This is a genomic window from Bradyrhizobium sp. LVM 105, from assembly GCF_003957705.1.
In the GTDB taxonomy this organism is placed as follows: Bacteria; Pseudomonadota; Alphaproteobacteria; order Rhizobiales; family Xanthobacteraceae; genus Bradyrhizobium; species Bradyrhizobium frederickii.
Genome location: NZ_QZMV01000011.1, coordinates 71,809 through 87,552, shown reverse-complemented (window position 1 = coordinate 87,552; position 15,744 = coordinate 71,809). Strand labels below are relative to the sequence as shown.

Below are 15,744 nucleotides of genomic sequence, written 5' to 3'. Positions count from 1 at the left end.
GGAAAATGATCTTCGCAAGTAGCATGTCGTTTACGAGCGAAGCTGGAAACGCTATCGGAGCCGCTCCACCTTCGCCGCCATATCGGGGACGCGGCTTACTCTGTAGGTCGCGTTGCTGCATTTGAGAACCCAGACCTCGTGGTCGGGCTTCGATCGCTTCGCGTCCTTCACTGCACTTAGCGGCTTGCCGCAATCATTGCCTTGCATGCGTATCTGGGCAGCCAGCATGACCTGCGGCGTCTCCTCGATCGCGCGTGCGGGAGATCCCACGAGACTACCTCCCCAACTGCCGACGGCCAGAGCCAGGACGATACCAACGAGCTTCGACATATATCCCTCCCTCTCAAACGCTACAGGCCTTCTTTCTGGTCAACCGTGCTGTCGGTATTTCTCCCGGTCCTCGCAATAAGCGGCGGACTTGAGTGCCTTCAGAGCAACATCGAGTGTCAAATCTGAGGGTACAGTACCATAGAGCGAGACATTCTATCGCGGGTTGATACACTGTCATTTGCTGGCGGGGACGACAAGCAAATGACGCGATGCATCTCCGAACCAAAGTCTCGTTATCGGCTCATCCGCGCAGCTTTCGGCCTGGCTACGGCGATGGCCGGATTCTTGTCCGACGCTGCATATGCCGACGAGGACGGCGTCTCGTACTGGCTTCCGGGGCGTTTCAGCAGCCTCGCGGCAGTCCCCGCGGTCCCGGGCTGGTCGATGGCCGAGGTCTACTATCACACGACCGTGTCCGCCTTCGGTAACGCAGCCGCGGCAAGAGAAGTTCGCGTCGGCCGGATCCCCGCTAACGTCAATGTCGATTTGAGTCTGCGTCTAAACGCGCAGGCGGATCTTGTCTTGCTCAACCCAACCTATACGTTCGCGACGCCGGTGCTCGGCGGACAATTGGCGATCGGCATGACCGGCCTGTTTGGCCGATCCGCTGCAGCGCTCGATGGAACGCTGACAACGGCAGTTGGGCCTTTTGCGACAACACGCACCGGCACCCTCTCCGATTCGGTCTCCTCCATCGGCGACCTATATCCGCAGGTGACGCTGAAGTGGAACGCTGGCGTCCACAATTTCATGACCTATTTGACCGGCGACATTCCGGTTGGCGCATACTCTGCAAATCGTCTTGCAAACCTTGGCATCGGTCACGGCGCGATCGACGGCGGCGGTGGCTACACCTATTTCAATGAGAAACTGGGGCACGAATTTTCGGCGGTTGCCGGGTTCACCTACAATTTCAAGAACCCTGACACGCAGTACCAAAGTGGCATCGATTTCCACATCGATTGGGGCGCTTCGCAGTTTCTCTCGAAGCAGCTCTTCGTCGGGGTGGTCGGCTACTACTATCAACAGATCACGGACGATTTCGGCCAGCCCCCGATCCTGGGTGGTTTCCGGTCGCGCGTGGTGGGAGTCGGTCCTCAGATCGGATACCTGTTTCCGGTCGGCGACATGCAGGGATATCTGAACCTGAAAGGGTACGGCGAGTTTGCCGCAGAAAATCGGCCGGCTGGCTGGAACACGTGGCTGACTTTCTCGCTGTCGCCGATGGCGCCCACGAGCACTGTGGCGCCGACGCGGCGAATAGCTACGAAATAAGAGAGGCACGCGGTGGTGCGACCAAATCACGCAGCGAAGTCGCTGCGCCCCGGCACATGACAACTAAAAATTGCGGGAAATACTGCGAAGCAAAAGTCGTCGGGAATCAACAAGGTTTCCCGTAACATTGGCTAAGTCGCACGAGCTGCATTCTTCGAACGACTTGCTACAGCGCGGGCGCGACGTGGAACAAGATCATGGCCGGAGCTGGCGTGCTGTGCTAGCGTCGTGCTCGTAGAGGCTGACGAAATATTTTTTCGCACCCACGTTTAGCGACAAGCACCTTATCACCAGCAAGACCAGCGCACCCGTTTCGATCTCTGCGGACGCCATGCAGCGTTTTCGGCAGGCGATGTTGCATGTCCTTCTCGCGCAGTAGCGCGACGGCCCTGTGGGATGAAGATCCCACGCATCATAGTGAAGGTCAGAAAGGGTGTTTGACATGCTCCTGCGGGTCCCGGGACTGACCTTATCTTTCTGCCTTGCCGCGCTGTCGGCTCAGTGAAGGGTGAAGCGCCAGAGCTTTGGCGCCGACGTTCGATTTCTCGCCGGCCACCGATCGGCTGCTTGCAGACAAAATTATCGGGAAGCCTGCCGAACCTCCCAAACAGGAGGAGGCAAACATGAAGCGTGCAAAACTGGTTCAGATCGCTGAATTACTGGCAACGATGGTGTTGGGGGGTATGGAGGCAGACGTTGCGCAACACCGCCGGTCTCGCATTCCCTGAAGACAATCGGTACGCGCACGGCGGCGGTCAAGCCGGAGATCGTGTCTTCGCTGTTCGTATCGAATTCCCGTGGAAATCAGAAATCGCCAAATCGTAAGAGGAGGATTCGACATGTTTCGAGGAATTCTGACGCTGATAATTTCTCTTTGCCTCGGCGCGGCGGCCGCGCCTGCCGCGCGGGCGCAGGGCACTGCATCGGCCATCACCGAACAAGAGGCGCATGCCATCGCGGTGGATACCTATGTCTACTTTTACTCGTTGATGTCGATGGACATCACGAGAAAGCAATTCACCAACGGCACGACCGATTTCCGAGGTCCGATGAATACCTTTGTCAACGTGCCGGAATACCCCCCGGCCGATTTCAAGGGCGTTGTGCGGTCGAACTTCGATACGCTGTATTCCGCCTCCTGGCTGGACATGACCAAGGAGCCCGTCGTCATCTCCGTACCAGATACAAATGGGCGCTACTATCTGCTGCCGATGCTCGACATGTGGACCGACGTCTTCGCATCGCCCGGCTGGCGAACGACCGGCACCAAGGCCGGCACGTTCCTGATCACACCCCCGGGCTGGCGGCCCGATCTGCGCGACAGGTTCGCGGAAGAATTCAGGCTTCCGGGCGACACCCAGCGCATCGAAGCGCCGACGCCCTATGTCTGGGTGATCGGCCGCACCAAGACGGATGGCCCGCCGGATTACGATGCCGTCCATAAGATTCAGGCCGGCTACAAGGTCACGTTGCTTTCCGAGTACGGCAAGACACCGAAGCCGGTCGAATTCAAGCCGGACCCAGGCGTCGACATGAAGACGCCGCCGAAGGTCCAGGTCGACACCATGTCGGCCGGCGTGTACTTCGCCAACGCCGCAGAGCTGCTCAAGCTTCACCCGCCGCACGTTACCGATGAGCCGATCGTCGCGCGGATGAAGAAGATCGGCATCGAGCCTGGCAAGAGTTTTGACATCGGCAAGCTCGATCCGGTGTTGCAACGGGCGCTGGAGACCGCACCGCAGGATGGCCAGAAGCTGATGGCATGGAAAGTGCCGACACTGGCGCGGGTCGCGAACGGCTGGTCGATGAACACCGATACGATGGGTGTCTACGGCAACTACTATTTGAAGCGAGCCATCGTCGCCCAACTTGGGCTGGGCGCGAACCTGCCCGAGGATGCCATCTATCCGCTCAATCTCGGCGACGAGACCGGCAAGCCGCTGGATGGAGCCAACAAGTACACAATTACGTTTGAGAAGGGCGCCGCCCCGCCGGTCAATGCCTTCTGGTCGATCACGCTATACGACCCCGAAGGTTTCCAGGTCGGCAACGTGCTCAACCGTTTTGCGGTGAGCAGCTGGATGCCATTCAAGTACAACGCAGACGGGTCGCTCGATATTTTCTTCCAGAGCGATAGTCCGGGCAAGGACCAGGATGCCAACTGGCTTCCGGCGCCGAAGGGAGCCTTCAATCTGACCATGCGCCTCTACAGCCCGAAGTCCGATGCGCTAACGGGAAAATGGAATCCGCCGCCGGTCGTGAAGACGCAGGCGGGAACGGTGGGCTTGGCTCAATAAAAGTTGAATTGAACGCCGGCGCTTTGGCGCCGGCGTTCGACCGCACGAGCACAAACACCTCTGGAAGACCGATCGTTCGAAGCTGAAGCGGGTTGATCCTGAAGGAGATTCACATGTTGACCAAACGTGAACTGCTTCGCACTGCTGCAATGACGACGATCACCCTTGCAGCGACAAGGACCGTGCCGGCGTTTGCCCAGGCCAGCGCCGACCGACCGGGCTTCATGAAGGCAAAAGACGTTGCCGAGGCAGGCTTCATCTACGGCCTGCCGATCGTGATGAACTATGCCGTCATGTATGAATACGCCGTGGATCGCAATTCGGGGCAGTTCAAGGCGCCGTTCAATCAGATAAAGAACGAGCCCAACGTGTTCACTTACAAGGACACCGCCATCGTAACGCCGAACAGCGACACGCCCTATTCATTCGTGTGGATGGACCTGCGGGCGGAGCCGATCATTCTTTCCGTTCCGGCAGTGGACCCTAAGCGCTACTATTCGGTGATGCTCTGCGACGGCAACACCTACAACTACGGCTACATCGGTAACCGTGCCACGGGAAGCGGGGCCGGCGATTACATGGTGGTGGGGCCGGACTGGAAGGGTGCGACCCCGCCTGGAATAAAGAAGGTGTTCCGGTCAAGCACGCAGTTTTCAGTTGCCGGCTATCGCACCCAGCTTTTCAACGCCGACGACCTCGACAACGTCAAGAAGGTGCAAGACGGGTACAAAGTACAGACGCTTTCTGCCTATCTGAAACAACCGGTCACGACTGCCGCGGCGACAATCGACTTTCCAAAGATCGACAAGGAGCTCGTGAAGACCAATTTCTTCGAATTCCTCGATTTTGCCCTACAGTTTGCTCCCGTCCAGGAGAACGAGAAGGAAATGCGCGCAACGCTTGCCACCATCGGCGTTGGACCCGGCAAGACCTTCAACTTCAGAGACCTGCCGCTGGAGCAGAAGCTCGAAATCGGCCTGGGAATGAAGGAAGGGGAGCGGAAGATCGATGAGGCTGTCGCGTCGGTGGGCAAGGATGTCAACGGCTGGCGGGTCAGCTCGTTGCCGGGCGATAGCGCGCATTACAACGGCGACTGGCTGAAGCGCGCTGTCGCCGCCAAGGCCGGCATCTACGGCAACGATGCAATGGAGGCGGTGTACCCATTCACTCGCACCGACAGCGATGGCCAGATACTCGATGGCAGCAAGCACACCTACACGCTGACATTCGCTCCGGGTCAGCAGCCGCCGGTGAATGCCTTCTGGTCCATCACAATGTACGACGGAAAAACGCAGCTTCTCATCGAAAACCCGATCAACCGGTACCTGATCAATTCACCGATGCTGTCCGGCATGAAGACCAGCACCGATGGATCGCTGACGTTCTACATCCAGAACAAGTCACCGGGCACCGACAAGGAAGCCAATTGGCTGCCGGCTCCGGACGGCCCGATTTATCTGGTGATGCGGCTCTACTGGCCGAAGACAGAGCCACCTTCGATCCTGCCCGCGGGCGAAGGAACCTGGCAGCCGCCCGGAATAAAGAGGGTTTCGTAGAGCTGCAAATTTCAGCCCGTGTATTGGTCCCGCCGCCGGTGAACTATTTGACGCCGTCGGGAAGTTTTGTCGTGATCTCGCGGGTCGTTGAGGTTGCGCCCAACGTGTTCGACCAGGTCACGTGCCGGAGACCGCAATCTCGCCCTGTCCCGCCGATTTCAAGGACGGCAAGCCTGCCAGCGAGGGCGGTGCACAAGGCCTGCTTCTCCTGCCACGAGCCTGCTAAGGATCGCGACTACGTCTTCATCCGCTACGCCCGTTGATATCCAAAGTGGAGGCGGCGGTGCGCTTCGCTGCCGAGCTCGGTTACGCGGTCACGGTGGTCAGCGACGCCATCGCGAGCTACTCGGATCGGGAGATGCACGCAGCGCTGGAGTCAACATGCCGAACTGCGCCAGTGCCATTGTGACAACGAACGAAGCTGTTGCCGTGATCTCCTCCGGGTGAGCCTTCGCATGAGCGTCAATTCCAGGTGACATACATTGGGGTGCAGGCCAGCGCTGTCACCACAGTCCAACTGCCTGGTTGATCATATTCGATCTCGCATGGCTTCTGCACTCAGCAGCCGATGCTGGAGCGACTCTGGCGAACGTGTCCGATGTGACGCGGCTTCAGACATGCGGGGATGGGGGTGTGCGTCACGCAATGGTGAGCATACCGATTTGCCATTCGCGCAGCTGTGATTTTTCACAGCGTGTTTTTCCCGAGCGCATACCCACCTAATGTTCATCCAAGAAACTCGAAGGAAACGCGTTCAACAGAGCAGCCGATTCGAACCAGCGCGAATGCTCCGCACAAAAACAACAGCCGTTAGGAGCACGACCATGACTGGATTCAGGACCTTTGTTATTGCAGCGATGATGTCGATCGGCGCGATAAGCTCTGCAAGCGCCCAGTGCCCATTGTGGGCGACTCAAGATCCAAATTCGTTTCAGGCGCAATATCCCGATCGGGATGTGTTGAACGACTGCGAACTGACTCCAGCAGGCAGAATGGGCCTGGAACGCCCCGGCGGCGCGGCTCCCGTGTTTGGGCCCAACAGGGCTTATGAGACAGCGCCTGGCGTTGCCCAGCACCACGGCTTTCACCACCGATCGCGGTGAGCATCTGAAAATGGATCCGGATGGTCGGATTGCGGCGGAGAAACCGTAGCGCGCCAAGTCGAATGACCAAAAATCAATCCGCGCACCTTTCGGTACACGACCGCTCTCAGCGATTGCTAGGTGCTTGATCCCGCTGGTGGGCCCGGCAGGACTCGAACCTGCAACCAGACTGCATGAGCGGCCTGGATCAGCAGAACGCCCTTGTTTTTTCGAGGTTTTCTACGTCGACAATTTGCGATCTTCTGCGTTCGTTCAGGTTCATGCGGGACCCAATCGGGACCCCGACAGGACCCGAAGAACAAAGGAGAACGGCTGGCATCATATGAGATCAACCGCCATGCCCTGCGTTCCAGCCAATGCTGTGAATCTGCTTCCGTTTTCGGCGGCATAGGGACATGGCTGGACTTGCTATTTCCGCGAGAGGTCGTAGATCAGCGATTAGACCCACAAGCTCATGAGTCCTCTCCAGTTAAGGCAGGACTATTGTCGGCAAGGATAAGCGAATCCGCTGCGAGAAATCGGCTCCGCCATCGGCCGCCTGTGCGGCTTCGTTGATCAGGGATCCTAGCCTCAGTTCATCAAATGGCAGCGTCGTGTCTATCCGGCCCGAGTGGTACAGGTAGCTGTCGATCAGTCCGTTGAGGAGATGGCGAATGTCGAACCGGCCCCTCCGGCCGGCCGCATTCGCATAGCGCACGATGTTGACCGTACAGCTGTTGGTCAACAGATGATAGAACTCTGGCTGATCGGCGAGTTCGTTGATGCGCGTCAAATAAACCAGCAGTAGACGGCGCACGTCTTCGGCCGATGCATTGAGGCGATACAGGTACACCGGCTCCTGACGATGGTTGGTACGCACGCCTACGACGTCAGGTTCTTCACCTACGACGTAGATTAACTCGAATTGCTTGAACAAGGAGGCAACGGGCGCAAAGCCTTCGCCGACTTCGGGGCGCGTCTCGATGGAGATAGCCAGTGGCGGCGCATTGTCGAAGATAAAACTCACGAACGTGTGTCCGACCGGCCCCTCGGCAAAGTAGGAAACGTAGAAATCAAGGGCAATCAAGTGCGACAGCGACACCACGCGCTCCTCGTAGCGCACAGTAAAGTCGTTCCGGCTTCGGTAGTCGAAGTTACGTACACCGGTCAGGCGCACGTGGTCGCCTTCGATAACCGCGCGCGGCATCACCGCGACTTCCGGCCGCCAATGGCGGTTGTGCGAGGGTGGGATTGCGATCCACCATGCGACGACAGCGGAAAACATCACGAGGAAGACAACGGACATGCGCCGTTGGCGCGAGAGCCAGAGCGCCCAAATCGCGAACGCCGCAAACGCTCCGGCCAAGATGGTACGTGGCCCGCCCCAAGGCAAGTTCGAGTAATAGATGGCCAGAACGGCCCATGTGACGAGTACGATCCGGCAGAGAAAGCCAATTATTTCGGTCGACCAGCCGAACGACGTGGATACGAACTTCCGGACTGAACTCACCTGCCTCCTCCTGCCGCATCAGTGCCGAACCCAGAATCGGTGCGCCGGACACCGGGGCGAGCGCACTATATTGCTAGAGAGGCGTCAGCCGGCAGTGTACACTGATTGGCGCCTCTTGCTTGAGTTGTGGTATAGACCGGACAATCGGGCCGCAATCTTGGTGAGAGATAATAAGCGCTTTTGAGAAATCAAAGCTGCAACAAAGCCTGCCGCTGCCTCCGAATACAAGGAGCCGAAAATGCAGCAAGAGCTTACCGAGGCTTCCTCCCGCACGCCCGTTCTCGTTGACTTTGCCCTGCAGGGCGGCGGCTCTCACGGCGCCTTCACCTGGGACGTTCTTGACCGGCTGCTCGAGGAGGACTGGCTGCGCGTCGAAGCAATTTCCGGGACCTCCGCCGGAGCGATGAACGCCGCAGTGCTGGCGGACGGATGGACAAAGGGCGGAGCCGCGGGTGCCCGGGCGGCGCTCGATGTCTATTGGAGACAGGTATCGCAAGCAGCGTTTTCAGTCCCTTGCAACGTTCGCCTCTCGACCGTTTGATGGGTCGTTGGACGCTCGACACTTCTCCGCTTTATCTTGCGATGGACATGACGTCGCGCGTCTTCTCACCCTACAATCTCAATCCGTTCGGCCACAATCCGCTGCGTGCCATTCTCGCCAAAAGCATAGACTTCGAACGCCTCGCGCGCTCCCCGGTGCGGCTGTTCGTTGCCGCTACCAGCGTCCGCACTGGCCGCGGGCATATTTTTTCGCAATTCGGAGATCACTCCAGACGTTCGTTCTCATGGCATCCGCGTGTTTGCCGACGATGTTTCAGGCCGTTGAAATAGACGGTGAATTTTTCTGGGACGGCGGCTATGTCGGCAATCCGACCATCACACCGCTCGTGAGAGAGAGCGACGCCCACGACACGATCCTGGTGCAGATCAATCCACGCGAAGACTTTTATGGGAAGCGCCGCCGGCTTCTTTGCGCAATTCTTTCCACTATTTTTGCTTGGGGCGTTATTTGGAAAGCTAATGGAGGATAGCGGATCGGTTGGAGCGATCGCTAGCTTCATGACTTACCAACTGGGTTCGCAGCGAGCGGTGCTTGCTGTCGTATGCGCAGGAGCACTCGTCACCTACGGCGGCGTCAGCCTTTTCGTCGCTTTTTCGTGCTTGCACCAATGGCGCAGCAGCTGTTCCGTTCGGCTGACATTCCACGGCGTTTGATGCCTGCCGCAGTTGTGCTGGGCACATCAACGTTCACCATGTCGGCATTGCCAGGCACGCCGTCGATCCAGAATGCTATTCCGATGCCCTTCTTCGGGACGACTCCATTCGCTGCTCCGGGACTGGGCGTGCTGGCATCCCTGATCATGCTGGCATTCGGGCTTTGGTGGCTCAATCGAGAAGAGACGGCGCCAAAAAACATGCTGAAGGCTTCGGCGACGACGTGCTGTTTTCACCAGATCGTCTCGCCGACGACGAAAAGCTTCGAGAGCGCGCCACGGCGTCACGCGACTTTGATCCGGCAGAGATTTCGCGTGGTCAGATGACCGATGTCCCGCCGTCGTTAGCGTTCGCCGCGCTGCCCCTCGTCGTTGTCATCGGTGTCAATCTCACAATGTCGGCTCTCATCTTGCCTCTCTCGATACATCATTCCTCGCGGAAGCTCGTTGGGGGGAACATCACTGGCGGCTGTTGGTGGCGTTTGGGCCGTCATGACGGCCCTGATATGTACGATTGCGACCGTCATTGCGCTCAACAGGAAGCGGCTGCCGACACCTCGAATGACGATGGATGCCGGCGCAAATGCATCGGTTCTTCCTGCGATCAGCGTCGCAAGTCTGGTCGGCTTTGGCGCGGTGGTCGCGGCGCTGCCCGCCTTTGGCGTGGTGCGGGACGCGGTGTTGAATATCGGCGGCGGTCCGTTCGTCTCGTTGGCGGTCGCAACGAACCTGCTCGCGGCACTCACGGGGTCGGCATCGGGCGGACTAACGATTGCCCTTGATGCACTCGGAACGACTTACATTCAGCGCGCTGCCGAAGTTGGCCTCAATCCCGCGCTGCTGCACCGCGTAGCAGTGATCGGTTCGGGCACACTCGATAGTCTACCGCACAACGGTGCGGTGGTTACACTGCTCACCGTTTGCGGATCAACCCACCGTGAAAGTCGGCATCGTCGGTCCGATCATTGCGCTCGCCGCAATCATCATCCTTGGCTCATCATTTGGCTCGTTCTGATCCCTGACGCGGGAAGCGTGCTGAAGCAGCGATCAACGCCAGCTCAGCAGGAGCCGACGATGCTTTTGAATGGGAATATCGGCCAGATGCTGTCTTCCAATGTGTCAGATTACCTGTCGTTTAAGTTCCAGGAATAACACGGTAAAGTTGCCGTCCGCGAGCCGGGAAGCTGCCCTCATTTTTGCCGGCTTTTGGTTGATTCGAAGGGCCGCGATCGGACTGCAAGGATGTGCCACACGCGTTGAGTACGTGGAGGACGCGTCATGAGAAAGGTCAGCTACCTTGCTCTTGTCATCTTAGTTCTTTGTCTTTGCGCACCCACCATGCCCGCTGTCTCGACAGCATTGGCACAAAGCGTGACGATCGACCGTGACGGCATCCGCGTCGATCGCAGATCGCGTGGAATCGATCGGCGTGAGGCGATACGCATCGCGCAACGGAACGGCATCAATCGCGTGAGAAGCGCGAGTGTGCGAGGACGACATTGGATTGTTAGCGGCGAAACGCGACGTGGGCGCGACCTTTTGCGACTAACCATCGACGAGCGATCCGGCCGAGTTGTCGGAAGGCGATACATTCATCGCTAGGTTTGGGATCGCGCAGGAAACGTGTGGCGAAATTGAGTTGCTTTCATAAGCGAGCCTGGCTCCCATTCGCTCGAGCGAAATGCCTGCGATCTTGTGGCGTTTTCTTGCAACAGATCACGCCAACCGTCATAGGCTTTGAACTTCGGTCGGAACAGTGAGGCGCGCGAAATGAGAAAATGGTTTCGACAAACCGCATTTTCATCGCTGCTTTCGGCCCTATCCATTGGCTTCTGTCAGCTAAGCGGCGCACAGGAACAATCCGGCGTCACGCTTTTCGAGAACGTTCGCATCTTTGATGGCAAGAGCGCCGCGCTCTCCGCCCCGTCAAATGTCCTGATCAGGGGCAATATTATCGAGCGCATCTCGACCGCCCCAATTGCAGTCGATCGCCGCGCCGATACACGCATCATCGCTGGCGGCGAGCGCACGCTGATGCCCGGCCTCATCGACAACCATTGGCATGCGATGTTGATCCGGGTCACACCGGCACAGTCGCTCGGCGACGTCGGCTACCTCAATCTCCTGGCCGGCGCCGAGGCCACCGACACTCTGATGCGCGGTTTCACTACCGTTCGCGACGTGGGCGGGCCGGTGTTCGGTCTCAAGAGCGCCATCGACGAGGGCATCGTCAAGGGCCCGCGCATTTATCCGTCCGGCGCCGTCATTACCGTCACGAGCGGGCATGGGGATTTCCGCCAGCTCACTGACCTGCCGCGGACGATCGGCGGCATGCCCACCCGCATGGAGCAGACCGGCGGCGCAATGGTGGCGGACAGCCCCGACGAGGTGCGCGTGCGCGCCCGCGAACAGCTCATGCAGGGCGCCTCCCAGGTCAAGTTGACGGCGGGCGGCGGAGTGTCGTCCCCCTTCAGTCCGATCGACGTGACCACCTTTACCGAGCCCGAACTGCGCGCCGCGGTTGAAGCGGCCGAGAATTGGGGCACGTACGTCGCCGCACATGCCTTTACAACGGCTGCGATCCGGGGGGCTATTGCGGCTGGCGTGAAGTGTATCGAGCACGGCTTCCTGGTGGACGAAGCAACAGCCAAACTGATGGCAGAGAAGGGTGTTTGGCTGAGCATGCAGCCTCTCCCCGAGGACTTGAGACTGGGCTTTCCAGTCGGCTCCGTCCAGCGAGCCAAGGCCGATGAGGTCTGGCCCGGCATAGCCAGGTCCTACGAATTGGCGAAGAAGTACAAGATCAAGACGGCGTGGGGCACGGACGTCCTATTCTCCGCCGCGCTGGCACGCCAACAAGGGGCCATCCTCGCCTCGCTTTCACGCTGGTACACCCCCGCGGAAGCGCTGATCATGGCGACATCGACAAACGCCGAACTGCTGGGGCTGTCCGGTAAGCGGAATCCTTATCCCGGCAAACTCGGCGTCGTGGAACAGGGCGCACTCGCGGATTTGCTCCTTATCGATGGAAATCCATTGGACAATATCAACCTGATTGCCGATCCCGCCAACAACTTCAAGATCATCATGAAGGACGGAAATATCTACAAGAATACGCTAGCCCGTTAGACTAGGATTCTGTGAACAAGCATGTCGACTGCCGATTTGCGATCATTCCATGCCTAATCTGCGCGCACCGTACAAGGCATAGCGAGCGAAGCAGGATTGACTCGCTGCGCTGCGAAACCTGCTATCCGGGCATAGCGGACTTTGGCAAGCCTTCCGCCGGCAGATTTATAGTTTCACGGCCTAGATTGCTCGAATGCTGCGAGTACGGATGGTTGGCTTGGCCGCCTCGCGGGTGCCGACGACGCGCTTGGGCGTCTCCCGCTTGCGAGTGATCGCCCCGGACGCCTCCTTCAAGTAATCGGAATGGTGATGACCGTAGGTGTCGATCATAACCTTCACCGCTTGCCATGGGTCAGTGCCTAGCTGCATGAGCCAGGTCGCTGCCGTATGGCTTAGCGTGTGGAGAGTAACATTGCCGTCAAGTCTGGCAGCGGGCTCTGTCGGGAAACCAAGCAAAATCAGCGGTTCTTGATCGAGATCATGCACGTTTTGTATAGGTTTTGCCTGCAATCGCGCCGAAGAGCCTGCTGCTGTGGGGGGCCGGTCGGCGTTTCGAATTGCGCGACGATGCATTAGTGCCACTGATTTGCCCGACGTGTCAAAATGATCTCGCTGGATTCGCTTCAAGCATTTATGCCAGCGACCACCGGCTACTTTGCATGGGGTTGTTTTTCGATATTTTGATTGGGCGCAGGGTGGCTTGCCGAGCCGTAGCTCGCGTGCAGCGCCCGCCTTCACCCAAGTGGGCTTCGGCGCGGCAGCCTTCACTCGCTTCGCGAGCGAAGGCTGGTGGGCCCGGCAGGACTCGAACCTGCAACCAGACCGTTATGAGCGGCCGGCTCTAACCATTGAGCTACAGGCCCCGCCGCGCGGCGGCTCGCGGGACTTGCGCGGCCGGCAACGGTGCGCGGTTCGTTTACAGGGATGGAGGCGGGGGTGCAATGCTGGCCCTGGCGGGCGGCAGCGCCCCGGCGGCATCGCTGCTCATTTTCAAATAACCGAAATCGGGCGATGATGCCTGCATAACCCTGTTTTGCCCGGCGAAGCCAATCGTCTTGCGACGGCCGGCTTTTTGGGTTAGGTAACCCATTGAAATTGTTGGCTTCGTCTACTGTGCATGGGGTTGTTTTGCAACTTTTGACGCGAGGGGGCCTTTCGGTCCCCTCCGATGTCTGGCCGGCGAACGGCGGGCTCGCGGCTGGGCCCTTCGCTAATCCACCGAGACCCCGGCGAACTCCACCACCTTGCGCCACTTCTCGGTCTCGTCCGCGACCAGCTTGCCGAACTCGGCGGGCGTCATCGGCTTGGGGATGCCGCCAGTCTCGGTGAGGCGCGCGACCAGCTTCGGGTCCTTCAGCGCTTCGCCGACGGCCTTGTTGAGCGTCTCGATCACCTCGCTCGGCGTGCCCTTCGGCGCGGAGATGCCGTAGAAGCCGACCGACTCGAAGCCCGGCACGGTCTCGGCGATCGCGGGCACGTCGGGCACGCTCGGCCAACGCTGCGGCGAGGTCACGCCGAGCGCGCGGACAGTGCCGCCTTTCACCTGCTCCATGGCCGAAGGCAGGTTGTCGAAGATCAGCTGCACCTTGTTGGAGATGATGTCGGGGAAGGCGACCGCGGAGCCGCGATAGGGCACGTGCACCATGTCGCACTTGGTCAGCACCTTGAACAGCTCGGCTGACATGTGCACCGAGGTGCCGTTGCCGGACGAGGCAAAGGAGATCTTGCCGGGATTGGCCTTGCAATAGTCGACGAACTCCTGGACCGTCTTCGGCGGGAACGCGTTGGACACGACCAGCATGTTGGTGAGCTGCATGATGCTCGCGACCGGCACGGTGTCGCGCAGGAAGTCGAACGGCAGCTTCTTGTAGAGCGAGCTCGAGATCGCGTTGTTGGGCGCGACGAACAGCAGCGTGTAGCCGTCCGGCGGCGAGCTGATCGCGGCGGCGGCGGCAATGTTGCCGCCGGAGCCGGTGCGGTTCTCGACGATGAATTGCTGGCCGAGACGGTCCGACAGCCACTGCGCCATGATCCGCGCCACGATGTCGACCGGGCCGCCGGCGGAAAATCCGATCAGCCAGTGCACGGGGCGGTCGGGATAGGCGGCGGAGGCTGGAGGCGTGACGCTGAAAAGACCTGTGAGGACCGCGAGCCCGAAAACACCGCACCGCAAAATGCGCAACATGACGCCTCCCGTTGTTCTATTGTCGTTGGGAGCATGCTTTCACAAAATCGGCCCCCTGCCTACATCGCCGCAAGTCGGTGTTGACGCGAGCCCTCAGGGACGACCATGAGATTCGCAATCATCCTCGTCAGCGCGGCGCTGCTCTTGAGCCCGGTTGCCGCTCAGACCGGAGGCACGGCCATTCCGACCACGACACTCAGCCTCGGCACCGCGACGCCCGGCGGCGGCTTTCCGCTCTATGGCAATGCCTTTGCCGAGGTGATGAACGCGGCCGATCCGCACCTCTCCATCGCGCCGCGCAACACCAAGGGCAGCAACGAGAACATCCCGCTGCTGGAGAAGGGCGAGCTCGATCTCGCGCTGGTCGCGGGCGAGCCGGCCTATGAGGCCTTCGCCGGCATCGGCCGCGTGCCGGCGCGGCTGAAAATCCTGACGGCGATCTATTCCAATCCCGGCATGTTCGTGGTGCGCGCGGACAGCCCCTACAGGACCATCCGCGATCTGGTCGGCCAGCCCGTCGCGTTCGGCGCCAGGGGCTCGGGCCTGCCGATCCTGGCGCGCTACGTGCTCGACGGCATCGGCCTGAAGCAGGACGAAGACTTCAAGGCCGTCTATCTCGACCGCGCCGGCGACGGCCCCGCGATGGTCGAGGACGGCCGCGTCGCTGCCCTCTGGGGCGCCGGCATCGGCTGGCCCGGCTTTGCCGCGGTCGCATCGAGCGCGTCTGGCGCGCGCTTCATCGCGCCTAGTGTCGAGGAGATGACGCGCATCCGCGCCAGGCACTCGTTCCTGAAGCCGCTGCTGGTGCCGGCGAACAGCTATCCGAAGCAGGACGCGCCGATCGCTTCGCTGGGCTCGTGGAGCTTCGTGCTGACGCGCGAGGATCTGCCTGACGACGTCGCCTATCGCCTGGCGAAGACGCTGCACGGCGTTGAGGCGACGTTCTGCAAGAAGCTCGCCCAGGCCTGCGAGACCACGGCCTCGAACACCGTCGCGGCGGCGCCGAGGCCGGAGCTGATCCATCCCGGCGTGATGAAGTATTTTCGCGAGATCGGAGTGACGAAATAGGACGCAGCCACACCCGCTGCCGTCATGGCCGGGCTTGACCCGGCCATCCACGCGTCACCGCGATTAAGGAGAGACGTGGATGCCCGGGACAAGCCCGG

At 59.9% G+C, this 15,744-nt stretch carries 9 protein-coding genes, 1 tRNA gene and 3 pseudogenes; 8 read left to right on the top strand and 5 right to left on the bottom strand.

The window, feature by feature from the left end; translation table 11 throughout:
- Positions 1–51: 51 nt before the first annotated feature.
- Positions 52–330, bottom strand: coding sequence for a hypothetical protein (locus D6B98_RS26695; RefSeq protein WP_245481471.1), 279 nt, complete (start codon positions 328–330; stop codon positions 52–54).
- A 201-nt stretch (positions 331–531) separates the two neighbouring features.
- On the opposite strand from D6B98_RS26695, the gene D6B98_RS26690 reads away from it, so the two are divergent.
- The 4 genes and pseudogenes from D6B98_RS26690 to D6B98_RS26670 all read left to right on the top strand — a co-directional run.
- Positions 532–1,605, top strand: a complete 1,074-nt coding sequence (locus D6B98_RS26690; protein WP_126259923.1) for a SphA family protein — start codon at positions 532–534, stop codon at positions 1,603–1,605.
- 839 nt (positions 1,606–2,444) lie between these two features.
- Positions 2,445–3,902: a DUF1254 domain-containing protein gene (locus D6B98_RS26685; protein WP_126260144.1), complete on the top strand. Its 1,458-nt coding sequence runs from the start codon at positions 2,445–2,447 to the stop codon at positions 3,900–3,902.
- 113 nt (positions 3,903–4,015) lie between these two features.
- Complete coding sequence (locus D6B98_RS26680; protein ID WP_126259921.1) at positions 4,016–5,458, top strand: DUF1254 domain-containing protein; 1,443 nt, start codon at positions 4,016–4,018, stop codon at positions 5,456–5,458.
- A 271-nt stretch (positions 5,459–5,729) separates the two neighbouring features.
- Positions 5,730–5,905, top strand: a pseudogene (locus tag D6B98_RS26670) (isochorismatase family protein); the annotation flags it as partial.
- A 1,125-nt stretch (positions 5,906–7,030) separates the two neighbouring features.
- Here the strand turns inward: D6B98_RS26670 and D6B98_RS26660 are convergent.
- Complete coding sequence (locus tag D6B98_RS26660) at positions 7,031–8,050, bottom strand: Lnb N-terminal periplasmic domain-containing protein (protein ID WP_126259919.1); 1,020 nt, start codon at positions 8,048–8,050, stop codon at positions 7,031–7,033.
- Positions 8,051–8,288: 238 nt separating this feature from the next.
- Between D6B98_RS26660 and D6B98_RS41725 the strand changes: the two are divergent.
- From D6B98_RS41725 to D6B98_RS26645, 3 genes and pseudogenes are all read left to right on the top strand, one after another.
- Positions 8,289–8,991: pseudogene (locus tag D6B98_RS41725) on the top strand (patatin-like phospholipase family protein); the annotation flags it as partial.
- Positions 8,990–10,279 (top strand): annotated as a pseudogene (locus tag D6B98_RS26650) (GntP family permease); the annotation flags it as partial. The pseudogenes D6B98_RS41725 and D6B98_RS26650, both read left to right, overlap by 2 nt.
- A 755-nt stretch (positions 10,280–11,034) precedes the next feature.
- On the top strand, positions 11,035–12,393 hold the full coding sequence (locus tag D6B98_RS26645) for a metal-dependent hydrolase family protein (RefSeq protein ID WP_126259918.1): 1,359 nt from the start codon (positions 11,035–11,037) through the stop codon (positions 12,391–12,393).
- A 180-nt stretch (positions 12,394–12,573) separates the two neighbouring features.
- Here D6B98_RS26645 and D6B98_RS41720 read toward each other — a convergent pair whose 3' ends face one another.
- The 3 genes from D6B98_RS41720 to D6B98_RS26630 form a co-directional block, all read right to left on the bottom strand.
- Entirely contained in the window at positions 12,574–13,020 is a 447-nt protein-coding gene (locus tag D6B98_RS41720; RefSeq protein WP_347338961.1) for a site-specific integrase, read from the bottom strand.
- A 160-nt stretch (positions 13,021–13,180) separates the two neighbouring features.
- Positions 13,181–13,256, bottom strand: a tRNA-Ile gene (locus tag D6B98_RS26635).
- A 347-nt stretch (positions 13,257–13,603) separates the two neighbouring features.
- Positions 13,604–14,578: a Bug family tripartite tricarboxylate transporter substrate binding protein gene (locus D6B98_RS26630; protein ID WP_126259916.1), complete on the bottom strand. Its 975-nt coding sequence runs from the start codon at positions 14,576–14,578 to the stop codon at positions 13,604–13,606.
- 105 nt (positions 14,579–14,683) lie between these two features.
- Between D6B98_RS26630 and D6B98_RS26625 the strand changes: the two genes are divergently transcribed.
- The gene (locus tag D6B98_RS26625) at positions 14,684–15,646 is read left to right on the top strand and encodes a TAXI family TRAP transporter solute-binding subunit (RefSeq protein ID WP_126259913.1); all 963 of its coding nucleotides are present in this window, start codon (positions 14,684–14,686) and stop codon (positions 15,644–15,646) included.
- Positions 15,647–15,744: the final 98 nt, after the last annotated feature.